The sequence below is a fragment of the uncultured Roseobacter sp. genome, assembly GCF_947495025.1.
Taxonomy (GTDB): Bacteria; Pseudomonadota; Alphaproteobacteria; order Rhodobacterales; family Rhodobacteraceae; genus Roseobacter.
Genome location: NZ_CANLXG010000001.1, coordinates 1,550,915 through 1,577,170, shown reverse-complemented (window position 1 = coordinate 1,577,170; position 26,256 = coordinate 1,550,915). Strand labels below are relative to the sequence as shown.

Genomic DNA, 26,256 nt, shown 5'->3' with positions numbered 1-26,256 from the left:
GGGTTCTTACCGGGAAGCCACCATAGTCTGTCATTGCCGACAAGGGGTGCTGCACCGGATTGCCGGCGGTGACGCGGATCGTGTGGCGCAGAAGAGTTCCACGGCAGATTTGCGCGTAAATAAATCCGACTAAAATTGTCAGGTTGACATATCTGAGTGATTCACTCAGGTTAAGACCAGACAGCCAGCCACCGAATCCGCGGCAAGCCGACAACCCGGAACCCCCGAAGGGATTGGGCCAGTGAAACACGCCTGCTTACAAGCTGAAACGGCCGGTTCGGAATGGCGCGAGGCTCTTTTCGTCGCTTTCGACCTCAGTCTCCCCGGCTTTTTCAATATCGAATGGCTGATCGAAGAAGCCGAACACGGCGAATGGAGGGGGCTATGGTGGTGAACGTTGCGCGCGAAACGCTGTGGCGCCCCGAAGACAAGCTGCCGATTTATGAGGCAACGGACCTGACGCAGGGTGGCGGGCTGGCCCGGATCAGGCTTGAGGATCAGCTCTACACGCTTCGCATCACCCGTGCCGGCAAGCTGATACTGACGAAATGAACGCGATGACCCCACATCGCGGCGGCGCACCGGTAGGCTTTGTAACAGAACTCGGCCCCGTCGAGGCGGGTGCCGTTTTGTATCTGCGTCTGTGGAGTGAGGGCCCGGTCTCCCGGAAACAGGTCCGGAACGACTTTGCAACAGCGCTGGGCGCTGACAATGGTCGGAAAGCTCTCAGGTCATTCGAAACACTCTGCGACCTGTGCGCGCGACACGGACGTCGTCCCCTGATGCGGCACCATGTGACGTGCAGATGTCTGGGCGCAGATGAATCCTGTTTTGCCAATTTCATCGGCTATGCCAGCGAAGGAGAGAGAGAGGATGCTCTGCTCATCGCGACGACAATTGTGCGACCGGACATGGCGCCATCGCTCGTCGGCCTCGCTCAGGAATTCGGATTTGCCCTGCGACGCATGGCCCTCAGGGCAGGTCAGCCGGTTAATCCAAACACCACGCTACACTGAAAAGGACAGCACTTCATGAAGACCCTGAACCTTACTGCGAGCGCCCTCGCGCTCTGCCTGTGCACGGCGGCTGCCGCCGACGAACACAAAGGCAAACTGGCCGTTCTGGATACCTATGCGGATATCGCTGAGGCGGCTTATTCAGACAGTCTGATCTCCGCGCAGCGCCTGCAGATGTCCGTGAACACACTGCTTGATCAGCCCTCGGCCGAAACCCTTGAGGCTGCAAAATCAGCCTGGCTGGCCGCACGCGTTCCCTACCAGCAAACCGAAGTTTTCCGGTTCGGGAACGCCATTGTGGACGACTGGGAGGGCAGGGTGAACGCCTGGCCACTGGACGAGGGTCTGATCGACTACGTAGACGCCTCTTATGGCGGTGCCGGGGATGAAAATGCGGCGGCGCTTCTGAATGTTATCGCCAACCCGAGCTTTACGCTTTCCGGAGAATTGGTTGACGCCTCGGCCATAACACCCGCGCTGCTGGAAGACACGCTGCAGGAGGCGGACGGGATCGAAGCCAATGTCGCAACGGGATATCATGCGATCGAATTTCTGCTCTGGGGTCAGGATCTGAACGGTCATGGCGCGGGTGCCGGAAACCGCCCATGGACAGATTACGCCGCAGGTGAGACCTGTACCGGCGGCCACTGTGACCGGCGTGGCGAATACCTCAGAGCCGCGACAGATCTGCTGGTATCTGATCTTGAATGGATTGTTGCACAGTGGACAGACAGCGGCAACGCGCGCGCATCTGTGATGGCAGACGAAGACGCGGGTATCGCCTCTGTCCTGACCGGAATGGGCTCTTTATCCTACGGCGAAACGGCAGGCGAGCGCATGCGTCTTGGCGTTATGCTGAATGACCCGGAGGAAGAGCATTCGTGTTTTGCCGACAACACCCACAATGATCACTACTACAATGGCATCGGGATCAGGTCAGTCTATCTTGGGGACTACACCAGGATAGACGGCAGTGTCATTTCGGGGCCATCCCTGTCGGATCTGGTAGCAGCAACGGATCCCGGTCTCGACGCTGAAATGCGGTCGAAACTCTCTGACGCCGTGCTAGCGCTTGGCCGGATCAAGACCGCAGCAGAGGCTGGTTTCAGCTATGACATGATGCTGGAACGCGGAAACGAGGCTGGTGAAGCGCTCATCATGGGCGGTGTGAACGGGCTGATAGACCAGACCCGCAGTATCGAGCGTGTGGTCGCGGCACTGGGTGTTTCCGTTGAGGTTGAGGGCTCTGACAGCCTCGACAGTCCGGATGCCGTTTTCCAGTAAAAACTGACATCTGAGGGCGCAGCAGTGAGATGTCGCGCCCTCACACACATGGTAGCAGCTACGACAATGATCCAGCCAGACCCGCGTTTTATCCTGCCGGCGCTGCTCTTTCCCGCAATGGTCTTTGCCGGAGCGCTGGACGAGCCGCATCTGAATATTCTGCCCCGGACGCAGCACGAGGCGGCACGGATCCCGGCAGTTACGAAGCTGGCGGACAACTTTGACCAGGCACAGCCCTTCGAGGCAATGTCCGCCGGTGCTGCAACCGTTCGGAGTGTTTCGGATGCCAATGCGTTCAGTCAGCCGTCGGGCAACATATCCTTTGAAAACGAGCTGAACTTCAAAGTCGGCAACGGACTGTTCCGAAAACTCTGGGTTTCGTCGCCGTCGTCCACTCTGGCGTCAGACGGTCTGGGCCCGCTTTACAACGCCCGTTCGTGCCAGCGTTGTCATATCAAGGACGGTCGGGGTCATCCTCCGGAAGGACCCGGTGACAATGCAATCTCGATGTTTCTCAGAGTGTCGGTCCCGGGCGAGGAAACCTTCCTGTCGCAGCAGATCGAAGGTTATCTCGAAACGGTGCCTGATCCGGTATACGGCACCCAGATGCAGGATTTCAGCCTCGCCGGACACCCTGCAGAATACAGGCTGGGTATTGACTATAAAGAGATCTCAGTGCGCCTGTCGGGTGGCGAGACTGTGGACCTGAGGAAGCCGTCCTATTCGGTCACCGACCTCGGCTATGGTCCGCTGCATCCGGACGCGATGCTCAGTCCGCGGGTGGCACCTCAGATGATCGGGCTGGGGCTTCTCGAAGCTGTTCCCGCGGCCGATATACTGGCACTGGCTGATCCCGACGATGCCAATGGCGATGGAATATCCGGTCGCCCCAATATCGTCTGGTCCGTCGAATTCGGTCTGCCGATGCTCGGCCGTTTTGGCCTCAAAGCCGGCGCGCCAACGGTACGGCACCAGTCGGCAGGCGCGTTTTCCGGCGACCTCGGGATATCCAGCCCGCTGTTTCCGGCAGCCTGGGGAGAGTGCACAGCAGCACAATCTGAATGCCGTGCCGCGCCGCATGGGGACAAGGACGAACGCGGTTTTGAGATCGACGAAGAGGGCCTTGGTCTTGTGACCTTCTACAGCCGAAATCTCGGTGTTCCGGAACGGCGCGATGTGGATGACAGGCAGGTGCTGCGCGGCAAGGAAGTTTTCTACACAACGGGGTGCGCTTCCTGTCATCGGCCGTCCTTTGTTACCCATCGGCTTGAAGACCAGCCTGAACAGAGTTTTCAGCTTATCTGGCCCTATACCGATATGCTCCTGCACGACATGGGCCCAGGTCTCGCAGATAACCGGCCCGAGGCGCGGGCGACGGGGTCGGAATGGCGTACACCGCCGCTCTGGGGTATCGGACTGACCCGGCAGGTCTCGGGCCATACCTATTTTCTTCACGACGGACGCGCCCGGTCACTGCTCGAAGCGATCCTCTGGCACGGTGGTGAAGCACAGGCACAAAAAGAGACTGTGGTGGATATGGACCCCTACGACCGCCGGGCACTGATCAGATTTCTGGAGAGTCTCTGAATGCGCAACTTTCTGCGACTGGTGATATGTTTTGCCGCAATGCAGGTCCATGCGGGGGAACCTGACACAGGTGCCATCGTGCGCGGGCACATCATGCCGGGGTATCAGGCGCTGGCAGAAGAGACAGGCGCGCTGGCAAAAACAGCTCTTGCGCATTGTGGGGCGCACCATCCGGAACTGATTGCAGCTTTCCACGATGCTTTCGATGCCTGGGTCAGGGTCAGTCACCTGCGGTTCGGACCCTCTGAACAGAAGGATCGCGCTTTTGCGCTGGCTTTCTGGCCGGACCCCAGAGGCTCAGGGCCAAAAGCGATTGCAGACCTGATCGCGACGCGCGATCGGGTTGTCGACGATGCAGGATCGTTTGCGACGGTATCCATCGCCGCCAGAGGGTTTTACGCGCTCGAACACCTTCTGTTTGATCCGCAGGTCCTGGCCGGCGGCGCAGCCGGTTACCGCTGCGCGCTTGTGAAATCGGTCACGACAGATATTTCTCGGAATGCGGCGGCCATTCTGAAAGACTGGCAGTCCGGTTATGGCTATCTGATGTCTGCACCAGGAAACGACACCTACCGGACCAGTGCAGAAGCCACCCGCCAACTGTTCACAGCGCTTACCACCGGTCTGGAGTTCACATCTCAGACACGTCTCGGGCGGCCAATGGGGAGCTTTGACCGACCGCGGCCAGGTCGTGCCGAAGCCCGCAGGTCCGCACGATCGCTGCGTCATGTGATCCTGTCGCTGAATGCCACGAAAGAGCTTGCCCTTCTGATGGCTGAGGACGAGGGCGAAATGACCCGCGCATTTGACGCCGCGATCCTGCGGGCAGAGACCCTGAAGGACCCTGTTCTTGCAGGAGTAGCAGATCCTCAGGCAAGGCTCCGCATCGAAGTGCTGCAGCAGAGCATTGATGACATACGTCAGCTTCTCGCCTTGCAGGTCGGGCCGGCACTCGGCATTTCTCCGGGCTTCAACGCGCTGGACGGGGACTGATGGCCAGCCGCAGATCATTCCTTGCGGGCATGCTCGCTGCGGGGCTGATGCCCCGGCCGACCTGGGCGGAAGCAGGCGGTCCTGTGTGCCTGTCGGCGGGTATGAAACGTGGTGGCGGTTTTGTCCTGTGTGGACTGGATGCAAGCGGGCAGATAACCTTTGAAGTACCGCTACCGGCGCGGGGGCATGCTGCAGCGGCCCATCCGACTGCTGCAGAGGCTGTGGCTTTCGCGCGGCGACCAGGGACTTTTGCGACTGTTCTCGACTGTATTTCAGGCCGGGAAACCGCGCGGCTTCAGGCGCCACCGGGCCGGCATTTTTATGGCCATGGCACGTTTTCGGCTGACGGCGAACTTCTGTTCACGACCGAAAACGATTTTGAGGCCGCACGTGGTGTTGTCGGCGTCTGGCATGCGCGGAAGGGGTATGCCCGTATCGGAGAGTATGGATCTGGCGGTACAGGCCCGCATGATATCAGGCTCATGCCCGACGGACAGTCTCTGGTAGTGGCCAACGGAGGCATTGAAACACACCCGGACACCGGTCGGACCAGGCTGAACATTCCGACCATGCGCCCGAACCTCACCTATCTGCATCCGGACGGAAAAATCCTGGATCGCGTTGAACCGGGCGGTGAATTGTCGAAAAACTCTGTGCGGCATCTGGCTGTTTCAGGGACAGGCACGGTGGCATTCGCAATGCAGTGGCAGGGAGATCTGACAGCCGACCGGCCGCTTCTGGGGATACACGACCGCACCACAGGCATCACCGGATTTCTGCCCGGCGCATCAGTCCGGCGCATGCATGGATACCTGGGCAGTGTGGCCATAACCGCCGACGGAGGATCAGTTACAGTGACATCCCCCCGTGCTGGTCTGGTGCAGAACTTCCGGGACGGTAACCTCGTTTCCGAGGTCGCGCTGCAGGACGTCTGTGGTGTTGCGGTGTCGGATGCCGGCTTCATGCTCACCTGCGGCACGGGCCTCGCAAAACCCGCGTCCGGGGTCGGACTGGTTCATCCTATCGCATGGGACAACCACCTTGTACCTGTTCCCGCAGTTGGGGCGCCAATACCATATGTTTCAAAGACCTGACAGCAGCCATTCCGGCGATGTGTGCCGGTTTCGGGCACCGAAGCGCCGAACGTTTCTGTTTGCAGCTGACCGGTTCTCAGCGACCTGCGGTGTCTTTGCCGAGGTGCCGCGCTACAACTTCGGCAACCAGCGTCTCAGACATTTCGCCCATCCCGAGCTGCTCATACGGAACATCGAAAAGACTGGCTGTCACCGACACGGTGCGCTTATACGCCTTTATATATGATCGGCAGTCACGGCATACCTTCAGGTGCATCTCAAACATCCACCTTTCACGACGCGACAGATCCGCGTCCAGATACTCGTCCACCTTCAGCTCCAGCTCGCTGCAGGTGATCATGAACGGCATTCTGAACATCACGGCTCTTACCCTGTGGCCCAGCTTGCTGTGCGTTTGATCCGTCATAGCTGACCTTCCTGTCTCATGCGCTGCAACAGCGTCTTCAGCGCGGCCCGGGCGCGGTGCAGGCGTACTTTTACATTGGCCTCACTGATGCCAAGCTGTGTGCTGACCTCGCGCGTGTTCAGGCCCTCGATATCGCGCAGACACACAACAATGCGATAGTCCTCCGGCAGTGACCGGATGGCCATCGTAACGGCGCGGACAGTCTGCGCATCTCCGAGCAGTTGTTCGGGTGTGACGATTTCTGTGAGTTCGGGCTCAAGCCGGCAACCGCCACTGTCAAACCGTGGTTGCAGTGTTTCGATATCAAATTCTCTGCGGCTTCTGATCCTGCGCCGCAGCATCAGGGCTTCGTTGATTGTAATGCGGTGCATCCAGCCACGAAAACTGCCACGGCCTTCAAACGACTCTGCCTTTTCCAGTATTCGCGAGAAGGCGGATTGCACGGCGTCTTCTGCATGACCGCGGTCAAGCAGTATGCGCAAGGCGACACCCATCATCCATCCGGAGTTCTCCTGGACAAAGGCAGCGAGACCATCCGGTGTCAGACTGTTTTCCGCAAGCGGGGAGGTGTCCCCGCTCTGCCGTTCCGTGGTGTTGGGCGCACCCATTGTGTCTGTTCCATTCCGGGCAGTCAGTTTTTCTGTAACGTCGGCCCTGATGAAAGCATCCTGTATGATGAACACCATTGCAAGATGGCCATACGCGGACAAGGAGAACGCAGTGCTTGGATTTTTTATCGTTTGTATCCTGTCTGCGGCATTCACAATGGTGGCCCACCGGATGGCCTCTACGATCGTGACGCCGCCGATGGTTTTTCTGCTGATTGGCGCGCTTCTGGCTGCAGGGGGGCTGACAGACCCTCACCTTGCCGAGAGTTTGCTGCATCCGGTCGCGGAAATCACACTTGTTGTCCTTCTGTTTCTGGACGCTTCCCAGATTGATCTGCGCGCCTTCAGACACCAGCATATCTGGCCGACCCGGATGCTGCTGATCGGGCTGCCTATGGCTGTGGCTCTTGGCACGCTGGCCGGGATGCTGCTTATGCCGGCCTGGCCGTTCTTTGCTGCGGCGCTTGCGGCGGCAATTCTGGCGCCTACGGATGCTGCTCTTGGCCAGGCTGTTGTGTCGAACCCAGACGTGCCGGATCGTGCACGCCGGGCACTGACCGTGGAAAGCGGGTTGAATGACGGGCTGGCACTGCCGGCGGTATTGTTTTTTGCCAGTATGCTGGCGGCGTCGGAATCCGCAGACGCGACAAACTGGCTGGCTTTCGGGGCGGGTCAGATTCTTCTGGGGCCTCTGGCCGGCGCGGCTATTGGTGCGGCGGGAGGCTCAGTGCTGCTGCTTGCGAAAAAATATAAAACGACATCCGAGCTTTATGAAGGGGTCGGCGCTCTGGCCCTGGCAGGCGCCGCCTATCTTGGCGCTTCGCTAATTGGCGGGAACGGTTTTATCTCTGCATTTGCCGCGGGTCTGGCTTTTGGCGCAATTGTCAGAGGTGCCTGTGCATTCGTCTACGAATTTACCGAAAGCGAAGGGCAGTTGCTGGCCTGGTCGGCTTTTCTGTTACTCGGGGCGGCGGTTGTGCCCGAGGCTGTTGCCCACCTTACCCTGCCGATGTTTGCATTGATCATGGTAAGCCTTTTTGTTGTCCGGCCACTCGCAATATGGGTCTCTCTGTTGGGAACAGACGCGACCGCGACGACGCGTATCTTTTTCGGCTGGTTTGGCCCCAGAGGACTGGCAACCGCGCTTTTTGCGCTGCTGGTCGTAGACCAGATTGCCCATGACTTTGCCGAACCGATTCTGCATCTTGCTGTAAATGCTGTCTGGATCAGTGCGCTTCTGCATGGTGTGACCGCAGCCCCCGCTGCGCGCTGGTATGGCGCGAAAGAGGCGGGAATGGCACCAATCGGTTGCTCTGCAAAACCTCTGGTCACAAGAATGGACACGGCGCGACCGGCGGAGCCGTCGCCTGACGGCCAAGGGGAGTAACGCAGGTCTCCACCGGGCGTGCAAAGACTGGCACTGACCGACGAAGGGCCGGTCTGTGTAACCTTCTGGCCACCATATGCATCCTTATCTGCAGACCGTGCCGCAGTGCACGTGGAAAGAGCAGGAAGATATGTCGAAGCCTCAGAGAAAACACATAAGCGCAGGGTTGCCGCTGTGCGATCACATCATCGTCGGAAAGAGGAGGGTTCAGCATGCTGTCAAAGACTGAAGCAGACTTGCTGAAATGCATGCTCACGCACCGCGGCGGGTGCGACCGCGCGACGCTTTTGCAGGACGTACTGGGTTATCACCCGGAGGCGGTAACGAACACGCTTGAAACGCATATCTGGCGGATCAGACGAAAAATCGAAGCCTCGCCCGGAGAGCCCCGCATTCTGAAAACCACAGGAACCGGATATCAGCTGGTTGTCGATCAGTACGCGACCGGTTCAGATGAATGGCTCGCCTATCTCAGGCACATATCGGACACCTGTCCGAGTGTTCGTGATATCGTCGCGTCGGACAAGCCGGGTCGCTGACAACTGTGCCCTTGGGCCAGAAGCCATCCCGGTGTCTGATCGGAGACGGCTGTGTCTCCAAGCTGTTTGCCCGGTCGTCCGACTGCGTTTTGCGGCCGCCGGTTTTCGGCATCAGAATGCTTCGCTCCCGGAGCTGCAGCGAGGTCTGCTTTTCTCCTGCCGGCCACAGGCTGGCCGGCACCGGCAGGTGTACCGATGCCGGCCGAAGCACGCCGGACCTGCCGCCTTCAGCACCTTGGAAAGGCATCTGTCAGGCTTTGATCGCTTTGGTCGGAAAGGTCCGTCTTTCTGGTCAGTTGTACAAAGTCACCGGTGGGATCTGTGCGCAGCCAGGTCGATACAATGAGCGCGCCCTCGAGATCCCGCGTCAGGCAACCGGAATTCACAGCAATGCTGAGCGTGCCCAGCCCTTCCACGCCTGCCGCTTTCGCCTCTCTGATTTTTTTTTGGACTGCAGACAACTGTGCAGCGGCATCGGGCCCTATGCTGAGCACGTAAAACTGCTCTCCCCTCTCGGGCGCACGCGGGAGCTGTCCATGATCGCGTACAGACAGCGCGACGGTTGTTTCGATAGGTGCAATGTCGGGGTTTTCCGGACGGTATCCCAGATAAAGGGTGGCGTCCCCGTCGCGCAGGCGGACTGCATCAGGCGCGCTGACTGCGACAGACACATCACCGGGATTCGTTTCCAGAGGGTTCAGTTGCGCCGCCTCAAAAAGTCCACCGGGTGTTATTGCGGAACATCCCGCCAGTGCCAGAGCGGTAAACATTATCAGCGCGCTTGATTTCAGCATTGTCGAATCCAATCATTGACTACGGTTTAAAAGGTAAGATATTAATGTTTTAATTTAAATAATGGAGTCAATACATGAAAAATGTGGCGCCGGAAAAACTGTTGGGAAAAGTGCGCGTCCTCAGGCTCAGCCTGACGGCTGTTCTGTTACTGATTGCCGGCGGAGCCGTCGCGCAAATCGGATATCTGATTGCGGATACACAAGGGTACGGAAGGTTCCTCGGCAATGCGACAGGTTATCCGGACCAGGAGCTCAGGACGTGGCAGATCATTGCGCTGGCGCTCACAGCCCTTGGCCAGACCGCGCTCTGGGCCGGTATCGCGTGGCAGAGCCGGGCGGTGTTCGGGGCTCTGGAACAGGGCGCGGTTGAACGCGCTGCGCAATCGGCATCCGGCGTTTCAAAAACGCTGTGGGCAACACTGGTTTACAGTCTGATCGCCAGTACCCTCGCCGTACTGATAGTGACATGGCATTTCCCGGAAGGGCAGCGCGCATTTGCGGTGTCGCTCGGCTCGGCGCATGTCACAACAATCCTTGCAGCACTGATCGCCAGTTTTTTGTCTCAGGCGCTTGTACTGGGTGCGGCCCTCTGGCGCGACCACCAGGAGGTGATCTGAGATGGCCATTATCGTCCGGCTGGATGTCGTTCTGGCGCAGCGCAAGATGACATCCAGAGACCTGGCGGCACAGATCGGTATCTCGGAACAGAACCTGTCCGTTCTGCGGGCCGGTCGTGCACGTGGTGTTCGTTTCAATACGCTTGAAGCGATATGTGGTGCTCTGGGTTGTCAGCCGGGTGACATACTTGAGTATGTCGAAGATCCCTAGACCTCGTGGTTATCTGGCGCTCACTGGCGCCGGCGTCCGGTATGACCGGCGCTTTCAGAGGCTGCTTTTGATATGTTTCATGAAGGGTTTGATGAAGTCGCGGTCCCGCCAGTAGTTTTTATGGCTCAGTGGCGTTAAGCCGGTGACCAGACCTGCGTTCATTGAATGATCTCTGGTGACCCGTTCGGCATAACCGTCACTCAGATCCTTCAGGGGCCAGCCGAGTACGTCATCCTTGTCGTAATAATTGTGCCATTCGAAAGCATCATTCAGCCGCGGGATCGGCTCAATACGGTCACGGCTGATTCCGGCGACAAAAATCGGTATGTTGCAACCCGTTGTCAGCAGCCGCACCGCAGTCCTGCCGCGGCAGAACGCCTCCTCTTCGGGGCTGTCAAAACTCTGGTCAACCGACCAGACCCCGTTGGGTGTCAGGTGGTCGCGTGTCGAATCCCACAGATAGTTCGAAATCACCTGACCTCCCAGTGAATGAGCAAGAATGATCAGTCTGCGGTCATTCCCTTCCAGTCTCGCGTACAGAGTTCTGAGAGCCGCCAGGATATTTGTCTGAGCGAGGAAGTAAGGGCTCGTCGGTCCCTCTTTGCGGGCTTCAAGGCTGGCGGCATCCGAGAATCCATAGAGCATGAATTCGCGCAGATCGTCCCACCGGAGCCGCCGTTTCACGGTCTTGAAATACCTGCTCTGGTTCTGCTGAAGGATGTCCTGGTAATAAACCGCCTGTGAGGCGACAGAGTTCTGCAGGTCCGGGCCCAGTTCGGTGCGCACACGTTCGAACAGTTCGTCCGCATAGTCCGGTTCAGTATTTCCCATTCCATGCAGCGTCAGAATGCCAAGCCGCGCCATGTTGCTACCCCCCGAAGATCCGTTTTTGCCATTGTCAGGGTTCTGGGAATAACCTGCGCAGTCAAGCGTTTCGACACCCGAGCGTGCGATTTGCTTTCAATTCATGCGTGTACGCCCAGCAGAATCCGCCGCGGGTCGCCATGTGATGTCACGGTCAGCCAGAGGAGAAAAGGCGCGAGGAAGGCTATTCCGAGCGGCGGAGCAAGAACACCGAGAGCGATGCTTCGGCCGGAGAACCCGCTCCGCCAGGCCATCCAGATGCCTGAGAGCACCAGATAACAGGCGAAATCGATATTGAACTGTCCCTGCCAGGTGAGATCTGCAACGGGGCGCAGGAATGGCGAAATCAGATTTATGCCGTCATGCGCCAACGCCCCCATAGTCATCGCAGCAATCAGCGCGGTCATTGCGATGAGCGTGATGCGAAACCATGTCATTGTGCGTCTCCCGTGCTGAGCGCCGGGCGCCACATCGGGCCCACCACAATCATCAGTACCAGAATGTTCCAAAGCGCATTCGGCCATTGTCCTGATGTGACCGACCCGAGGCTGTCCACTGCAAACCACGCGAGCGCACCGGTCACGACGGATTTTCTGGTACCTTCGGGTGCAGCGTCAAAAACGAGATCTCCGAGACGCCAGACAGTGACCGCCCATCCCACGAGGAACCCTCCGGTCAGAGCGGACAGGAAACGCATTTCAGCAGATGCATAGGACGGGAACCCGTCGACGGGCCACGCCAGGATATCGAGGCCAAGGCGCGCTGGTTCGGTTGTCACGGGCACTGTAGCGAGAGTGAGAACGGGCCCGAAAAATCCGATCGTAAGGGCCGAAACACGCAGCCATCTTTTCTGTGCTTTCAGTGTTGCCATAACGGTTTCTCCTCGTGCTGTCGGACCACAGCTAGCGAAGGTCCCGGCGGCTGCGCAATTACCCCGAAGGTAAGTGTCTGGTGGCGAAAAGGATGTTATCTTTGGGTATGACCGAATTTTCATCAGCGCTGAAAACATGGCGCATGGTCCGGCGCTACAGCCAGCTTGACCTGGCACTGGAGGCGGAAATTTCCGCGCGGCACCTCTCTTTTCTGGAAACGGGCCGGGCACGCCCCAGCCGCGAGATGGTGGCGCGCCTTGGCGAAGCACTGCAACTGCCGCTGGATGCCCGCAATCAGATGCTGACCCACGCGGGCTTTGCGGTACGCTACAAAAGCCGGGACTGGGATGAAGCCGAAATGGCCCCGATCCGGCTGGCTGTGTCACGACAGCTTGACGGGCAGATGCCGTGGCCTGGTCTGGCACTGGACCGGCTGTGGACCATCAGGCAGGCCAATCCGACCGCGCTGGCCCTGTTTGCGGCTTTCGGCGTTGGTATCGGTGACAGCCTGCTTGAGCTGATGGTTTCCGAGCGGTTGCCGCAGGTCGTTGAAAACTGGCCGGAGGTTGCCCATCACGCCGCAGTACGACTGAGAACCGAAAGCGCGGCCCAGGGCGGCGTTCCGGAATTTGATGAGGCGATCCGGCATCTAATGCGGGCCGCAGATGGATGTGGACCATCTGCAGGGCCGGTGGTGCCGACCGTGCTCCGCCTCGGGGATCAGCAGTTGTCTATGTTCTCTACGATATCGCAGTTCGGCACACCTGAGGACCTGACGCTCGATGATCTCAAAATCGAGCTGTACTTTCCCATGGACGACGTGACCGAAACGGTTTTTGAAGCACTTGCCCGGGGCTGAGATGTCCCTCCTGCAGTTTACAGATCAAGGACGATCTCCTCTGTTCCCTCGGCAGGCACGGCACAGCAGATCAGCACCGCGTCGTCGTCATGCGCGGCTGTCGGTCGGGTGCGGTAGGACACACTGCCTGCCAGCTTCTTCGTGAGACAACTGCCACAGGATCCGCTGCGGCAGGAAAAATCAGGCGATAACCCATGCGCTTCGGCTGTTTCCAGCAGGGTGCCACCGCCGCTTTTCCAGGGATGCTCAGATCCTGATTTCTGAAACCGCACCATTGCGAGCTCTGCTTCCGGTCCTGGGGATGCAGCGGTCTGTGTCCCGCGCCGCGTCAGTGCAGACGGCCCGAAACTTTCCGCGAATATACGTTCGTCGCGCGCACCGAGTTCCAGCAGAGCATCATAGGATGTCTGCATAAAGCCGGCTGGTCCGCAGATATAGTAGTCATAGTCATCAAGCGGCAGCGTTTTGCGCAGAAGATCAGGGGTAACCCGCCCGGACGCATCAAAATCCGCAGCCGCGGCAGCATCCGGACCCGGTTGGCTGATCAGGGAAAAATATCTGATCTTTCCGCCTGTTACGTGCACGGCGTCACGCAGTTCGTTTGCAAAGGCGCGTTCCGCGGGTGTTTTTGCGGCATGGATTACAGTCAGCGGACGGGTATGCCGCATACGAAGCGTTTCTTTCAGCACGTGGCCCACCATAGAGACCGCAGGCGTAATGCCCACGCCGGCCACAATCAGCACCGCTGGCCTTTTCTCAAGCGGATCGAGCGCAAAGCCCCCCTTTGGCGCCTTTACCTCAAGTATTTCGCCGACCCGGACCTGATCATGCAGACAGACAGATGCACGTCCCCCGGGCTCGCGTTTCACGGAAATGCGATAGGCAGTGTCTCCCGGGGCCGAGGACACCGTATAGGTGCGTGTCAGGAGCCCGTCGTCTGCGGGTACCCGTAGTGTCAGGAACTGACCTGCCTCAAAGGACAGAAGCGGGAGTCCGTCCGTTGGTTCAAGCGTGAAAGACCGGATGGTCTCGCTCTCATCTCTGATCCCAGTGACGCGCAGTGGCCGCCATTCGGCGCGTCCTGCCTCTGCCGCTTTACGCGCGGCGGCGGTGTCCCAGGTATCCGTCAGCAGGTTGTTGGGCGACCATTCTTCAAGCCGGGCACGGAAAGGGAGCGCATCGGTCAGCCACAGACCATGGTCGAGAGTAAAGCGCCAGGCTCTTTCGGCGCCCTCAAAATGCGCGATCCCGGGATCCCCGTCCCAGATCACCTCCACCGTTCCTGTGAGCATCAGCAGGTTTCCGGTTTCGAAATCCGGAAACAGCAGTCCGGCGCGGGGAGTTTCGAGAAAGTTCCCGATCGTATTGAAAGCATTGTTCCCTGCGAAGTCAGGGACTGTGATGGTATCACCGTCGACTTTCACAAAGCCCTGTCTGCCGCCGCGGTGCGAAACATCTGCACCGGACGCAAAATCATTGCCCGGGTCCGCAGCGTAGCTGGCCACAAAGAACGTATCGGCCTGTTCTATCAGTGCGCGGGCACTGTCATCCAGAGTGGCGAATACGCGTCTGCTGCCCACGGCAGAAGGCGTGCCCGCGGGGCGCACATAATGCAGACTGCGCGTCTGAATATACTGGGGGCAGTTGCCCATAGACTGGCGTACATCCAGCGTGAAGCCATTTTCTGTAACCGCACCGACAGCCGTATTGAGGCGGTTGCGTCGCCGTGTTTCCAGCTCGATGCCCAGAACGCCGACCGGCGCGCCGGCTGCCAGCGCGTCATGCAGAGGGTCACCGGGAGCGGGTTTTGCAGCAATCTTCAGGCTGCGATCATCCGGCGAGGTGATGAAGCCGTCGCTGCCGCAGACAATAGACGCCCAGGGCCAGCCTTCGGCATCGACACTGCCCAGCAGAATAAACGGTAGCATGCCGAAAAAGTCCCTGTGCTGATCTGGCATGAACGGGCGGATCACGCGCTGGCCAATCGCCTCCATCGCCTCGCGCTTGCCGACGCGTTCCTGTGCTGCGCGTTCACCGCGATGAAAGGGAGAATTGGAAGAAGGCATATTGGCCTCGCATGCTGAATAGGGAAGGCCCGGCACTGAGGCGCGCCGGGCAGGGACGCTTATGCAGCCGAGCCGGCGCGCAGTCCGACCGGCGTTGTGGGCATGGCGACGAAACCATCAAGGGCTTCAACAGATGCAAGCAGACGCTTCACGTTGCGGTAAGGCTCGAGCGATATGTCGCCCTCGGGCGCATGTGCTGTGTAGCTGTAGATTGCGACATCCGCGATTGTGGGCGAGGAGCCGACAAGCCATTCGCGTCCTTCAAGATGTGCTTCCAGCTTGCCGAGCATCCTTTCTGCAACCGAATGGGCCACGTTGATATCCACAGGAGCATTGAAAACGTTGACCAGGCGGGCAGCCGCAGGGCCAAAAGCAAGCTCGCCCGCAGCAAGGGTCAGAAACTTCTGCACCTGCGCTTCGCCAACCGCGTCTGTGGGCATCCACGCAGGCGCATATCTGCGCGCGAGATAGACCAGAATTGCGTTGCTGTCGCTGATGATGGTGTCGCCATCTTCGAGTACCGGAACCTGGCCGGCGGGATTCTTGGCAAGGAACCCGGCGGATTTCTGAGCCCCGGCGGCAAGATCTACATCAACCACCCGGTGGCTGATCCCCGCAAGGCTGGCAAAGAGGACGACGCGGTGCGCATGACCGGAAAGCGGAAAGCTGTGGATGAGTACTGAATTCGACATATCGGTTTATCCTTTGGCTGGCCGGCCCCTGCGCCGGCAAACCACGGATTAACTCATCTTCCGAATGACTATAATTACCAAAAATATGGAATTTAATTGAACGGATTGTTCATAATTATCCGGTGACAGCCGGTTTGCCTGCTGAAGAAGGGCGGGACACATCCGCGGTCGGTTGCCCTGTTCACATCAGCGCATGCGGAATTTTCGTACGGCCACACGGGCTGATCGGCGCACGACATCCCGGAGGTTTGCCGGGGCGAGATCATCCGCTGTCAGTGCGTTATCCGGCGAGGTCACGACCGCAATCAGCATCGCATGTTCGCGGCGGGGAACGACATTCAGATTGAATTCGACTCTCGCCGTGCGGGGCGTCCGGGCATCCACCGGCCCATCGGGTCGGAACCGTCCGATATGTGTGAGGCCAGCGCTCATTGCCGGACTGTTTCCGGCGACGGTTTCGCGGATTGCCGTGCGCACCGCACCGGTCATGGAAAATCCGTCAATACCCCCCGAAGGCGCATTGCGCTGCAGAAAGAGATCGATGTTCACATCGTCAGCGGCCACAGGCGTAGTATCCCTGTGGTGGACCATAACGAAAATGCTGTGCATGCGTCTGCGTGGCCGCCGTACACTCTGCGCAGCCATCAGGTCTGCTTCGTGCGGCGGATCGGGATCCCAGACCTGTGCACCGCTGTTCTGTATGATGATGTCGGGGCTCTCGTGGAATGTCAGAGCGCTGGTGGGCAGCGCCGGATCAGTGAGAGGGTTTGTCACCGGATCAGGCAGTTCGCTGCGACCGGTATCAAACGGGACAGTGCGGATAAAGGTGCGCCCGACCGAGGTAGGGGACGCGGACAGATCGCGCTCCCAGATTCCGCGTGAAACAAGAGCGGCCCTCAGAAACGTACTGCTGCCTGCACTGGCGATGTCCAGGTCCTCGACAATCGTGTGTGGCAGACCGTCCATGACCGGTTTCCACGTCCAGGAAGGATGCGTGCCGCTCCTGTTGATCTGCCCCTCGAACACACCGATCCGGTTTCCGACATAGACCAGGTCGCGGGTGCCGTCTCTGAGGACGGTCACAGAATAGGCGGAAGAGGGGCTGCCTCCGGTGCCGGCCGCCGGGTCCAGTGGTGCGTTGCGCAACCCGGTGGGGTACCACCGCCCCTGTCCATCAAACCACCACAGTGTGTCGAATGTAGGATCACCGACCAGATCGCCGGTTCCGGGGTCAGACGTGACGTGCCCTGTTGTGGTCAGATACAGAGTTTCCTGTCCCGGCGTTGATGCATCATGCACCGCGACATCGGTCCAGACACTGCCGTTCTTTTTTGGCATGAACGGAAGAAAAGGGTCCGGATCGTCATCCGGCACTTTTTTCTCCTTGGGTCGCTCCTGCCCGGAATCGTTGCTGATCACAGAGGTGTTGGCAGAGCTCCAGACCGGTGCGGCGGCAGTGCCGCCAAGGCGGAAAATGCGAACGCTCAGGGTGCAGAGCAGAAGGATAGCGGTACCCAGATAGTTCTGTGCAGGATCGCCCTGCTGCAGAATTTCGACAGACAGGACCTGATCCACATCCGACCCGATGGAAAGCTGGTCCTGCCCTTCGTTATTGCCGGGGTTGGTGCCGGTCGGCACGGTTACCCAGTTGAGCTGAGTAGTGGGCGTGTTCCAGTTGTCACAATACCAAAGACGGTCTGTACCGATAAAGAGGCGGGCGTCATTGGGGGCTGTTGCCGGCGCCACGGCGGGTTTTGAATAAAAGAAGGCATTGTTGCGTTCGTTCCCGCCCGCAACCGTGGGCGGACTGCGGCCGGACACAGCGCTGTTTGAAACAAAGTTGTCCGGTTCAAAATTCCAGCTCGAACTGATGTACTGCATGATCCGCTGAAAAGGTCTGGTCGGGTGAAACGCCACGCCGCCACCGTCCCCTTTCCGCTGCAGGCTCCAGACCGTGTCTCCGATCCGCTGTATCACGCCATTGTCCTGCGTGCCCGCCAGAACCGGCCCGTCGAGCACAGGATGCGAGGCAATATATCCTGGCTCGGCAACCGCGAGGCCCGCATTTCTGGAACGCGCCGGTGAACCGGTGGGTTTCAGAAAAACGCCGCCATCGCACCCAACCCAGATGTCATTGCCGACGATGGTTGTTTTGTGCACATCGGCATGAATGCCGGCGCCTGTGAAAGTGCCGGACTGCTCTGCGTTTGTTTGTCTGGCGGGTTCGAAATTCGTGATAAGGTTGCCGCCCTGCCGCCGGACCACCAGGTCAAAAAGTGTTGCGTTGAAGTTGTTTGGATTTGGCTCTCCCGGTACCGGGTTTTCATAAGAACCCCCGACGGTCACAATATCGCGCGTATTGGCCGCGTTACGACGGACTGCGATCGCCTGATCATAGTCGCCCTGGTCCGAACCGGAAACCACCAGGTTGGCAGCAGGCTTGGTCACATTTCCGGAAAACAGACCGACCGGTACATCTGCGATGTCCTCGGCGACCACGGGTGTGCGGGTCAGATCGATCTGCCAGAGGTGTGAATGCGCGTTGCCTGCGCCTGGCGGATTGATGCGTCCCAGCACGTACATCCGGTTTGTATCTGTTGCCTCGCCGAGAGAAACCCGGCTGCCGTCCAGGTGGTTCGGCAAGGGAAAATGCCGGAACGTTCCGGCCGGGAAAGCCGGCGAATGATAGACACCATCCAGCGGGTTGCCGCTGTGGCTTCCTGCGCCCACCAGTGTCAGCCAAAGCCCTTTGTCGTTCCACACGACATCCGGGCAATATGCACCGTTCTCCAGCCGGTTTGTGTAGGTGTCGACAGGCAGATCAATAAGGTCCCAGTCTGCATTGTCGCTGAATGCACCGGTGCGGATATACGGACCTTTGGTCGTCGCTGCGACCAGGGTGGCCGTGCCATCTGCAAGCGGGGCTTCGTCATGCTTGCGGGCGAGCCGGAAAATCCCGGTCCGCGCCAGATTGCGCGCTTCCCGCTGCCATGGGTTCCCGCGCGGGTCGGCGAGGGCGGCATCCACCGTGCCGTTCAGGCGCAGAATGCCGACGCCGCCGTGTTTTGCGCCCGGCACCGCAAAAACCCAGGGAGAGGGCTCGCCGGTGCCGACATAGACTACGTCGTCTGCCGCCGCCGCGCCGAATTCAACGAGCAGCGCCCCGATGGTCAGTGACAGATTTGACCGTTCTGTGGTTGCGTCAAGAGCGGCCGCGCCCAGCGGTTCCCATCTGACGCCTTTGTTGGGAGAGTACCATACGCCACCGTTTGCTGTGGCAACGTAAACACGGTTGCCATCCGGGCTGACACGGATGTCGCGCACCCGGCCAGCAACAACAGGATCACGTGCGGCCTGGCCGTTTGTCATGATAGAGGGACCAAGGGGCATCCATTTCCGTTCTGCCTCGAAATTCGCCTCGATCACATCATCAAGCAGATCCAGATCGCCCAGCATTCCGGGAGGAATGGCCGTCGGCGTCGTGCGCAGAGCGCGTTCCGCGCGCTGTGCCAGCCGGTCAGGTGGCTTGTTGAATTCCGGGGGCCATTCGTAACGGGCCATCAGCTATCCTCCTCCTGGTGGGATGGGTTCGGATTGATGCGGATGTAGCCTTCCTCGACTGTCACCCGCCCTGTGGGCAGAACCGCCGCCTGTGTGGCGGACAGGATCGGGTCTTCACGCCAGGTGATAGCCGAATTACGGCGCACCCATGTCTGGTCAGACCCAAAGGCTGCAATCTTTGGCAGCCGCACCTTGTCGGGATCAATCAGAACCGGGCCGATGCGCGCGGATGGTGCGATGCGCGACAGCCCCGGATCGACCCAGTCGCGCAACAGTTCCAGAGACTTACGGGGCAGAAAGCCCGTGGTTGCGTGAACCCGGGCGGTCGGATGCATCAGCAGCGTGATCTTCAGCTTCTGGCCGACGTGTACCGCCAGCGGCTCGCCGGCGCTGATATACGGCGCATTGAGCGGGCTGGGAGAGGGCAGCGAATTACCGTCGGTCTGTCCTGTGATCTGTCCGAGCAGGGCTCTGAACCCAAAACCGGCCTGTGACAGCCTTGCCTGGCTGCTCACTTCCTTTTCGATCAGGTGGAACAGGCTGTAGTCATCTCCGATGAAAAATCCATACAGTCCGTCATGTCCTTTTGCCAGTTCGCCGAGGCGTACCCGGAACTCAGCTGATTTCACAGCGTCGTAGACCGCCTCGCGCATCAGCAGGTCGCGGATATCATCTGCTTCTTCGCCATAGGCGCCGGTTGCTGCCAGATCGTCCGGAATATCGATCCAGAGCTGCGTCCGGACAACGGCGATAGGCCGGCCGACCAGTCCGGCAATTGACGCGCCCGAGGAGGTCAGCCCGCTGTCGACACTCCACATGGTCGTGTCCACCGCGCGCAGAAACGCGCTGAGCGGGCTTTCGGCACCAGCTGTGTCGGGATCATTGCGCTGGGCGATATCAGCATCGATCATGCCCTGAGCAATGTGCGCGCTGAGCCCGGCGCTGGCGACGGCGCTTTCATGCGGTGTGGCTGACGCGGGTCCGGCAGCCCCCACAGCACCCTCCCAGATCAGACCACCGGTCACCGGATCATGCAGAACTTCACCCATCGGTGCGCCGGTCTGATCAAAGAATTCGATGGCCTCGTCCATAAAGTCCGGCAGGACGTAACCGGATATCGGGTTGACCATGCGGTCTGCGCGGCTCTGGTCGAGCTGAGCTTCGCGTGGGGCATCAGATGAATCAGCCGGATCGGTAAACCGCCACATCAGCCGTGACGGCAATGTCAGCCGTGGTGGCAGCGCAAGCGCGCGGGCACCGTCTGTTGTTTTGCTCTCCAGTGCGGCAGGCAGGGTCACCCTGGAGGGGTTCACATCGCGGAAGCGGCCAAACGTGTCGACGATACGCGCGCGGGTCAGTTCGAGGGTCCCGTCCGCGATCAGCCTCGGCAGCCCGGCTTCACGCAACGCATTCGCCGCCGCTTCAGGCACGGGCTCAACCTGGCCGTCCGGCCCGTTTTCAAGCGCCAGCCAGACATCTGAAATCTGATCGAGCGTCACCGACCCCAGGTCGGTCGACTGCAGGAACGCCGCGAGGTCTGCCAGAGCAGTCTCGTGGCCTTCGCCGATTTCACCGTCGCCTGCTTCGTCACGCTGGTTCTCAGCTATCAGAAAAGTGTCGATGGCCGCCTGGTATGTGCGCGAAAGACCCGATGTGATGGGCGACCTTCCCCTCAGTGTAAGGCTCTTACCCTGCGGCTGCGGTGCTCCCGCGAAATCCATACGACCCAGGGTCCACCCGGCAAATCCGCTGCCTGGTTCCAGAACGACTTCCCATTCCAGCCAAACCGGACACCAGGGCTGGGACCAGCTGGTAATGGCGACCGGACTGGGGTCGCGACCGTCTGCCAGCGAAAACCTGCGGATCTCATCACTGATCGTCGCGCGCGTACCTGCGGACAGGGTTTTCGCATCAGCATGAAAGTTGTCAGTGCCCGCCGCCCGGGCAATTGGTGTCACGCCGTCGTAAACACCATCGGGCGAAAACCGCAGTGCCATTTCGCCGCTCAGACGGTTGCGGGCAGGTTCCAGCAGTTCCGGCTCGATGTTGGCCTGCATGGCCGATGACGTCCAGTTCCACAGGTAGATGTCGTGCAGAAAGCTGTTGAGCAGAACGCGGTTGGTGACGTCGGGCAGTGCATCGTGTGACAGCGCCGGTACATAATCGCTTGCCTGGATGATATCCTCGAAACCGGTTGCAAGTTCTTCGGTCCAGCGGCACACCAGTGTGCCGTCTTCCTCGAACCGACCATCGCCAAGAAACCGCTGAGACCGCCCGTAGTTGCGCAGACCGACGACGGGTGCCGTCGCCCGGTGGTACCGCGGTCCGGGCCGGCGGATTGTCTTGGTTGCAGGCCGGTCGTCAAACCGTTCTGCTTTACTCTTTCTGAGGATCTGATCCTCGGCTGTGCGGCGCATCTGGTCGCGTGAATTCTTTGTGCCGCCGCGCCCGCGACCGGACCAGATCATCTCGGCGCTGGCCGGCGGGCGCGATGTTTTGCGTGCCGCCTTGTTGCGCTGCGGTCGCCCCGCGCGCAAGGCCGACTGGTGTCGTTCAACGATGACGTCCAGATAGGTTTCCGGGCCCTGAAAGGCCTCAAACCCATCTGCGTGTTCTGCCTCGTCAAGCTGGACAATGCCGTCGCGTTCATCGACCCGCATCAATGCGCCGTTGGAGACGGCGGTCAGCAGGCTTTCGACATACTCCTTACGCTGGCGCGAGGTGACACCCATGCCGCGTGCCGCCTGCGCGGCCATCAGACGCTCCAGTGTAGGGGCCATGGAAAGCGCGATTTTTGACGCGGCGGGGGCTGTATCGCTTCTGACCGCTCCGGCAACCGGCACACCGTAGACAACCCCGTGCATCACCGTTTCATAAGAGGCCCTGAATGCAGGTACGGTCACCTTATCAAATCTGTATTCACTGAAGCCATTCTGCAGGCTTGCCTGCGAGGTAGTCAGTCTGAGCTGACTTTCGAGGTTGATCGAGAAGACCCCGTCGCCCGTGTCGTCCCGGGGCTGTGCGTACCGCAGAACAGGCGACACCCACTTCGAGGGAACCGGCGCCGATGATGCGGTCCAGCCAAGTTCTGAAATTTCGCGCTTGACGGAATAGGGTGAAAAGACCGCAGACAGGGGATCGTGGCTGCGCTCAGACCACCAGCCGGTAATTACGTAGGTCGCGGTGCGCGTGAAGATCTGTTGCGGGTTCAGGTCTTCGAGCGGATCGTGGAACGCAAACCGGTTAAGCGTCGCGTCATAAGAGGCCGTCCAGTTGGGCGAGCCGCCCACCACACCTGTCAGATCATCAGATGCCACGCTTTTGTCCTGTTTGAGCACAGGATCGCCGGGGTAATTTTCCAGATCAAAGACATGACCGCTTTCGGCCTCGATCACCCAGCTGCGCAGATCAAGCTTTGGTTGACCCGTCCGGCCTGTCATGCGCGTCACCAGCCATCTGTCCGGCAGCGGGGGCATTTCAATCGGCGCGTCATCATCCTCGACCATCGCACCACGCAGCAACCCGTCCGGCATGGCCCAGTGCAGATGCACGCCGCGCTTTCTGGCCCTTGGCGTCGAAAACGGAACAACAGTGTCGCCACCCGCGCTGTCTTCGGCGCCGAGCACCATCGGAAGACGCACGTAACGCTCGGAATGAGACACCGGAACATAAAGACCCTGTACATCCACCGGGACAACGAGCGCCGGACGTGGCTGCGGTTTGGGGGCAGGAAACAGAATTCCCGGTGCCAGAACGCGATCCTGCAGGGCGGTTGCCATCTCCCAGTTACGGGTCTGCAGGATGGCCTCCATGATCTCGGGCTTGATTTCAAAAACCATGTTTCAGAGCTCCCCGATCCGTGTTTTCAGCAACGCGGTATTGCGCTCAACGACGCTGGCAACTGTCGGTCTGAACGCATCGTTCAGAACCGCACTGGTAGCGGTGTCCTGTGCAAAGACCTGCCGGTACGGGAAACGGAGCATCTGCATGGCGAACTCAGCGCCATCTATCGGATCTCCGGCGCCTGCGCTCATGTTGGTGCCCGTTGCCGCAGCAAAACTCCGGGCGGTGTTGGTCAGGTCCAGGACACCTGCCGCACCGGGCCGGAAACTGACCGGTATCTGACGCGCGTCCGGCGGTTCCGTGACGGCTCCACCATTTCTGTCCACGTATTCTGCCGTGCGCACATCACGTGCGGGTACACTCGCGCGGACCCGCCTCGTGCCGCTGTCCATGTTGACGCCGAACTGCACGCCCTGCCGTGGTTCCTCGATGTGAAGCACCCGGGGGATGCCGTCAAAAAGTGCCAGCAGAACTGCAGGTGACAGTCGTTCGAGCCGCAGCAGCTTGATCCGGCTGGCATGCGACTCCGGCAGTATTTCAACGTCACTGTCCGCAGGTTCATCCCGGTACGCACGCACATGCATACCCGGCCAGCCCGCGACCGCGGCTGAACGCATCAGGAACCCAGTGACGACACCTGCGGTCCCCCTGAGCCTCGGCTCGCTGCCCGGCGCGCGGTTACGTCGTTCGGCGTCATCAACTTCTTTCTCGATCTGTGGATACAGCGCCTCGAGTTGTGCGCGTTCGATCGTGTTGGCCGTGGCCACGCTGAGCGCTCCCTGTACCAGAGCATCGGTCCAGGCGCGGTCAAGATAAAAGAACCGGATGGATTCGTGGGGGAGCAGTTCTGTATCCGGCACGATCGTGTTGAACGGTACGCCTTCCAGCATGCGAAGACGCGCAAGAAATCTCAGGATTTCGGGGGGAGCAATTGTTGGTTCAACCGTAGTAGTCCCTGCGTTGCGCACATCGCCAACGGCCTGGGCGAGGATGGACAGCGTTATCTGGTGCGAAATTGCCATATTTATCTCCTCTGGAACCGGTCTTTGACGAAGCTTTCGAGATTTTCGAATTCGCGAAGCCCGGTAACGGCGTCCAGCGTAAATTCTTTGTTTCCGACGGCGATCTCGGCGAAATCACGCAGACCCGTCTCAAGGGTGACGTCGATGGTGTCCTGGATCTGGTTGGTGAGATCGATCTCAGCTCTGTCAACGGTCTGAGGCCGGGTCCGCTGAAGCTGGTTGCGCAGATCAAGATTGACCGGGTCTTCGGCAATGCGTTCGGTAAGGCCGCGATCAAGACCCAGACCGTTCGCGAGGATGCCATTGAAATCCCGCTGCAGCGCATCGATCCGTGTTCCGGGGTTCACAAGGGGAGCAAGATTTGCAATGGCGGCTTCCTTGCGGGTGCCGAGCACCGAGACCAGTTCGCTTTCCAGAAACCGTGATACCTCGCCCAGCTGAATTGCATCCTTTATCCGACCAAGGCGACTGTCACTGACCAACCCATCAAGCAGTGACAGCCGGGCATCAAACACAGCGGTCTGATTGGCCCGCGCACGGGCCTGGCCGAACTGTTCGGCGCGCCAGCGCTGCAGAGCCGCAATAAAGGAAGGTTGTGACAGGGCCAGCAGACGCCCTGTCTCAAATGCAACGGCAAGAGATACGTCCTCGCGCCCGTCTGGTGTCATCATCCGCAGATGATCTGACACATGGGCCAGCACCGGAAACTGTGCCTCATCTGCCAGCGGGTTACGCAGCAGCTGGTGGGGCGAAAACGGCCCGCGGTACCAGGCACTGGTGTCCTCGCCCGTGCGTGTCAGATAAGGAAGGCCGATATGCCCCGTCTCTGCGATTTCGAGCGGGAGCTGCGTAACAGGCGATGCGCCAGGATCGTCGCCCGTGACAGGAACCGTGCATTTCGGCAGCTGTCTTTCAAAGCCGCCGTCTGTTTTCGTGCCAAGCATTCCGACATCGAGGCCGCTCAGCAGCTGCTGAAAGCTGCCGGCACCGGAACATGTGAACCGCCAGGAAGTAAGCAGCGGAAAGCGGTAGAACTTTTCTTCAACAAAGAAATCGAGCGGAAAACGGAAGCTGGTAAAAGCACCCTCCACAACGAAAACATCATCTTCGCCCGAAGCCGTACCGGCAAGAGACGAAAAATCGCTTTCGAGCAGGTCGGTGGGGTCGATATTGCCGACAACACTGATCCCGTCACGCGTCGCGCCTGCGCGGTCCACCAGATTGCCATCGTGAAATATAACCTCGCCACGGCGGATCGCTTCGTTCATGGCGTCGCTGTCGGCCGGATTCAGGCCGCGCCGTTCCGGCCGTAGTTTGAGCGGAATTGCGGTGCCGGATTTCACTGAACTGGCAAATGTCGCAACCGTCTCGGTAATAAAGAGATCAGAAATCTCAAAGAACGGGCGCGGCGGGGCAGGAGGCGGCAGCACATCGAGCTGCTCCTCAAGGTTGATAAGACATGCCGTATAGGCTTTGGGCAGGCACTCCTCGGTATCGAACTGCGGCATACGGTTGCAGATCACAACGGCCAGGAATCCGTCATCATCGCCCATGGCTGCTTCGGTATCGTCCAGATTGACTTCGCGGACATGCGTCAGGAGCGTCAGATCCTCGACTGTCGGAAAAACTGCTGTAACAGTGGATTGTGGTACAGAAAGATAGCTCGCCTTTGGCACATCCATGGAACCGGCGAGAGTTTTGCCAGGCGTAATGCAGTCTGCCGGATCAGCATCGTGCACAATCTGGCCCTCGCCCTCGGCAATCAGAACCAGCGCAAGCCATGGCGTATTGTCCTGCACTTTCTGTCCGTTGAAAACCGAATTGACCGGTGCTGCCCGGCGGTCCCACGGAAGCGTCCGTTTTTTCAGAACGATCTGAGGCAGGCGGGCCTCGTAGGCGCCCTCGGAGTTTGCAGGCGGGAACGTCATAAGCGCCTGATCC

The 26,256-nt window shown here is 59.7% G+C and carries 24 protein-coding genes; 12 read left to right on the top strand and 12 right to left on the bottom strand.

All coding sequences use genetic code 11. The features are described from left to right. Window positions 1-241 precede the first annotated feature (241 nt). From Q0792_RS07415 to Q0792_RS07385, 7 genes are all read left to right on the top strand, one after another. Complete coding sequence (locus Q0792_RS07415) at window positions 242-394, top strand: hypothetical protein (protein WP_298838228.1); 153 nt, start codon at window positions 242-244, stop codon at window positions 392-394. After that, window positions 385-552: a hemin uptake protein HemP gene (gene hemP / locus Q0792_RS07410; protein WP_298838225.1), complete on the top strand. Its 168-nt coding sequence runs from the start codon at window positions 385-387 to the stop codon at window positions 550-552. The genes Q0792_RS07415 and hemP overlap by 10 nt, the downstream gene beginning before the upstream one ends. Beyond that, window positions 549-1,016, top strand: a complete 468-nt coding sequence (locus tag Q0792_RS07405) for a hypothetical protein (RefSeq protein ID WP_298838220.1) — start codon at window positions 549-551, stop codon at window positions 1,014-1,016. Before hemP ends, Q0792_RS07405 begins: the two co-directional genes overlap by 4 nt. A 15-nt stretch (window positions 1,017-1,031) precedes the next feature. Continuing rightward, window positions 1,032-2,300: an imelysin family protein gene (locus tag Q0792_RS07400; protein ID WP_298838217.1), complete on the top strand. Its 1,269-nt coding sequence runs from the start codon at window positions 1,032-1,034 to the stop codon at window positions 2,298-2,300. A gap of 117 nt (window positions 2,301-2,417) precedes the next feature. Further along, complete coding sequence (locus Q0792_RS07395) at window positions 2,418-3,887, top strand: di-heme oxidoredictase family protein (RefSeq protein ID WP_298838669.1); 1,470 nt, start codon at window positions 2,418-2,420, stop codon at window positions 3,885-3,887. Further along, the gene (locus Q0792_RS07390) at window positions 3,888-4,880 is read left to right on the top strand and encodes an imelysin family protein (protein ID WP_298838214.1); all 993 of its coding nucleotides are present in this window, start codon (window positions 3,888-3,890) and stop codon (window positions 4,878-4,880) included. It abuts the gene before it with no gap. Beyond that, complete coding sequence (locus Q0792_RS07385; protein WP_298838211.1) at window positions 4,880-5,974, top strand: DUF1513 domain-containing protein; 1,095 nt, start codon at window positions 4,880-4,882, stop codon at window positions 5,972-5,974. Before Q0792_RS07390 ends, Q0792_RS07385 begins: the two co-directional genes overlap by 1 nt. Before the next feature lie 76 nt (window positions 5,975-6,050). Here the strand turns inward: Q0792_RS07385 and Q0792_RS07380 are convergent, their stop codons facing one another. Further along, on the bottom strand, window positions 6,051-6,380 hold the full coding sequence (locus Q0792_RS07380; protein WP_298838208.1) for a zf-HC2 domain-containing protein: 330 nt from the start codon (window positions 6,378-6,380) through the stop codon (window positions 6,051-6,053). Beyond that, the gene (locus Q0792_RS07375) at window positions 6,377-6,988 is read right to left on the bottom strand and encodes a sigma-70 family RNA polymerase sigma factor (protein ID WP_298838205.1); all 612 of its coding nucleotides are present in this window, start codon (window positions 6,986-6,988) and stop codon (window positions 6,377-6,379) included. The genes Q0792_RS07380 and Q0792_RS07375 overlap by 4 nt, the downstream gene beginning before the upstream one ends. 112 nt (window positions 6,989-7,100) lie before the next feature. Here Q0792_RS07375 and Q0792_RS07370 point away from each other — a divergent pair, with 112 nt between their 5' ends. Together Q0792_RS07370 and Q0792_RS07365 are read left to right on the top strand one after the other, a co-directional pair. Continuing rightward, window positions 7,101-8,375 carry a cation:proton antiporter gene (locus Q0792_RS07370; RefSeq protein WP_298838202.1) on the top strand — a complete coding sequence of 425 codons (1,275 nt, stop codon included), beginning with the start codon at window positions 7,101-7,103 and terminating at the stop codon, window positions 8,373-8,375. Window positions 8,376-8,587: 212 nt separating this feature from the next. Beyond that, on the top strand, window positions 8,588-8,914 hold the full coding sequence (locus Q0792_RS07365; RefSeq protein ID WP_298838199.1) for a helix-turn-helix domain-containing protein: 327 nt from the start codon (window positions 8,588-8,590) through the stop codon (window positions 8,912-8,914). A gap of 227 nt (window positions 8,915-9,141) precedes the next feature. On the opposite strand, the gene Q0792_RS07360 is transcribed toward Q0792_RS07365, so the two are convergent. Then, window positions 9,142-9,708, bottom strand: coding sequence for a hypothetical protein (locus tag Q0792_RS07360; protein ID WP_298838195.1), 567 nt, complete (start codon window positions 9,706-9,708; stop codon window positions 9,142-9,144). A 74-nt stretch (window positions 9,709-9,782) separates the two neighbouring features. On the opposite strand from Q0792_RS07360, the gene Q0792_RS07355 reads away from it, so the two are divergent. Together Q0792_RS07355 and Q0792_RS07350 are read left to right on the top strand one after the other, a co-directional pair. Continuing rightward, the gene (locus Q0792_RS07355; RefSeq protein ID WP_298838194.1) at window positions 9,783-10,325 is read left to right on the top strand and encodes a hypothetical protein; all 543 of its coding nucleotides are present in this window, start codon (window positions 9,783-9,785) and stop codon (window positions 10,323-10,325) included. A gap of 1 nt (window position 10,326) precedes the next feature. Then, a complete protein-coding gene (locus Q0792_RS07350; protein WP_298838191.1) occupies window positions 10,327-10,536 on the top strand; it encodes a helix-turn-helix transcriptional regulator in 210 nt (69 codons plus the stop codon). Window positions 10,537-10,590: 54 nt separating this feature from the next. On the opposite strand, the gene Q0792_RS07345 is transcribed toward Q0792_RS07350, so the two are convergent. From Q0792_RS07345 to Q0792_RS07335, 3 genes are all read right to left on the bottom strand, one after another. Further along, window positions 10,591-11,400: a hypothetical protein gene (locus Q0792_RS07345; RefSeq protein WP_298838188.1), complete on the bottom strand. Its 810-nt coding sequence runs from the start codon at window positions 11,398-11,400 to the stop codon at window positions 10,591-10,593. A gap of 101 nt (window positions 11,401-11,501) precedes the next feature. Further along, entirely contained in the window at window positions 11,502-11,837 is a 336-nt protein-coding gene (locus Q0792_RS07340; protein WP_298838185.1) for a hypothetical protein, read from the bottom strand. Next, window positions 11,834-12,271 (bottom strand): hypothetical protein, encoded by a 438-nt coding sequence (locus Q0792_RS07335; RefSeq protein ID WP_298838183.1) that lies wholly within the window; start codon window positions 12,269-12,271, stop codon window positions 11,834-11,836. The genes Q0792_RS07340 and Q0792_RS07335 overlap by 4 nt, the downstream gene beginning before the upstream one ends. 107 nt (window positions 12,272-12,378) lie before the next feature. Here Q0792_RS07335 and Q0792_RS07330 point away from each other — a divergent pair, with 107 nt between their 5' ends. Further along, a complete protein-coding gene (locus Q0792_RS07330) occupies window positions 12,379-13,131 on the top strand; it encodes a helix-turn-helix domain-containing protein (protein WP_298838666.1) in 753 nt (250 codons plus the stop codon). A gap of 17 nt (window positions 13,132-13,148) precedes the next feature. On the opposite strand, the gene Q0792_RS07325 is transcribed toward Q0792_RS07330, so the two are convergent. From Q0792_RS07325 to Q0792_RS20130, 6 genes are all read right to left on the bottom strand, one after another. Then, entirely contained in the window at window positions 13,149-15,197 is a 2,049-nt protein-coding gene (locus tag Q0792_RS07325) for a pyridoxamine 5'-phosphate oxidase family protein (protein WP_298838180.1), read from the bottom strand. A gap of 59 nt (window positions 15,198-15,256) precedes the next feature. Then, window positions 15,257-15,889, bottom strand: coding sequence for a glutathione S-transferase family protein (locus Q0792_RS07320; protein WP_298838176.1), 633 nt, complete (start codon window positions 15,887-15,889; stop codon window positions 15,257-15,259). A gap of 186 nt (window positions 15,890-16,075) precedes the next feature. Then, window positions 16,076-19,450 carry a hypothetical protein gene (locus tag Q0792_RS07315; protein ID WP_298838173.1) on the bottom strand — a complete coding sequence of 1,125 codons (3,375 nt, stop codon included), beginning with the start codon at window positions 19,448-19,450 and terminating at the stop codon, window positions 16,076-16,078. Next, window positions 19,450-23,289, bottom strand: a complete 3,840-nt coding sequence (locus tag Q0792_RS07310) for a hypothetical protein (RefSeq protein WP_298838171.1) — start codon at window positions 23,287-23,289, stop codon at window positions 19,450-19,452. Before Q0792_RS07310 ends, Q0792_RS07315 begins: the two co-directional genes overlap by 1 nt. Window positions 23,290-23,292: 3 nt before the next feature. Further along, window positions 23,293-24,315: a hypothetical protein gene (locus tag Q0792_RS07305; RefSeq protein ID WP_298838168.1), complete on the bottom strand. Its 1,023-nt coding sequence runs from the start codon at window positions 24,313-24,315 to the stop codon at window positions 23,293-23,295. A 912-nt stretch (window positions 24,316-25,227) separates the two neighbouring features. Beyond that, entirely contained in the window at window positions 25,228-25,311 is an 84-nt protein-coding gene (locus Q0792_RS20130; protein ID WP_367276768.1) for a hypothetical protein, read from the bottom strand. Between the last annotated feature and the right edge of the window lie 945 nt (window positions 25,312-26,256).

Excerpts from the sequence above, each read along its gene's own strand:
- Q0792_RS07315 (WP_298838173.1), bottom strand. The coding sequence starts at position 19,450 with ATGGCCCGTTACGAATGGCCCCCGGAATTCAACAAGCCACCTGACCGG.
- Q0792_RS07325 (WP_298838180.1), bottom strand. The coding sequence starts at position 15,197 with ATGCCTTCTTCCAATTCTCCCTTTCATCGCGGTGAACGCGCAGCACAG.
- Q0792_RS07355 (WP_298838194.1), top strand. The coding sequence starts at position 9,783 with ATGAAAAATGTGGCGCCGGAAAAACTGTTGGGAAAAGTGCGCGTCCTC.
- Q0792_RS07335 (WP_298838183.1), bottom strand. The coding sequence starts at position 12,271 with ATGGCAACACTGAAAGCACAGAAAAGATGGCTGCGTGTTTCGGCCCTT.
- Q0792_RS07395 (WP_298838669.1), top strand. The coding sequence starts at position 2,418 with ATGGTCTTTGCCGGAGCGCTGGACGAGCCGCATCTGAATATTCTGCCC.
- Q0792_RS07345 (WP_298838188.1), bottom strand. The coding sequence starts at position 11,400 with ATGGCGCGGCTTGGCATTCTGACGCTGCATGGAATGGGAAATACTGAA.
- Q0792_RS07375 (WP_298838205.1), bottom strand. The coding sequence starts at position 6,988 with ATGGGTGCGCCCAACACCACGGAACGGCAGAGCGGGGACACCTCCCCG.
- hemP (WP_298838225.1), top strand. The coding sequence starts at position 385 with ATGGTGGTGAACGTTGCGCGCGAAACGCTGTGGCGCCCCGAAGACAAG.
- Q0792_RS07310 (WP_298838171.1), bottom strand. The coding sequence starts at position 23,289 with ATGGTTTTTGAAATCAAGCCCGAGATCATGGAGGCCATCCTGCAGACC.
- Q0792_RS07390 (WP_298838214.1), top strand. The coding sequence starts at position 3,888 with ATGCGCAACTTTCTGCGACTGGTGATATGTTTTGCCGCAATGCAGGTC.
- Q0792_RS20130 (WP_367276768.1), bottom strand. The coding sequence starts at position 25,311 with ATGTTCCGGTGCCGGCAGCTTTCAGCAGCTGCTGAGCGGCCTCGATGT.
- Q0792_RS07305 (WP_298838168.1), bottom strand. The coding sequence starts at position 24,315 with ATGGCAATTTCGCACCAGATAACGCTGTCCATCCTCGCCCAGGCCGTT.
- Q0792_RS07400 (WP_298838217.1), top strand. The coding sequence starts at position 1,032 with ATGAAGACCCTGAACCTTACTGCGAGCGCCCTCGCGCTCTGCCTGTGC.
- Q0792_RS07360 (WP_298838195.1), bottom strand. The coding sequence starts at position 9,708 with ATGCTGAAATCAAGCGCGCTGATAATGTTTACCGCTCTGGCACTGGCG.
- Q0792_RS07380 (WP_298838208.1), bottom strand. The coding sequence starts at position 6,380 with ATGACGGATCAAACGCACAGCAAGCTGGGCCACAGGGTAAGAGCCGTG.
- Q0792_RS07405 (WP_298838220.1), top strand. The coding sequence starts at position 549 with ATGAACGCGATGACCCCACATCGCGGCGGCGCACCGGTAGGCTTTGTA.
- Q0792_RS07350 (WP_298838191.1), top strand. The coding sequence starts at position 10,327 with ATGGCCATTATCGTCCGGCTGGATGTCGTTCTGGCGCAGCGCAAGATG.
- Q0792_RS07365 (WP_298838199.1), top strand. The coding sequence starts at position 8,588 with ATGCTGTCAAAGACTGAAGCAGACTTGCTGAAATGCATGCTCACGCAC.
- Q0792_RS07385 (WP_298838211.1), top strand. The coding sequence starts at position 4,880 with ATGGCCAGCCGCAGATCATTCCTTGCGGGCATGCTCGCTGCGGGGCTG.
- Q0792_RS07340 (WP_298838185.1), bottom strand. The coding sequence starts at position 11,837 with ATGACATGGTTTCGCATCACGCTCATCGCAATGACCGCGCTGATTGCT.
- Q0792_RS07330 (WP_298838666.1), top strand. The coding sequence starts at position 12,379 with ATGACCGAATTTTCATCAGCGCTGAAAACATGGCGCATGGTCCGGCGC.
- Q0792_RS07320 (WP_298838176.1), bottom strand. The coding sequence starts at position 15,889 with ATGTCGAATTCAGTACTCATCCACAGCTTTCCGCTTTCCGGTCATGCG.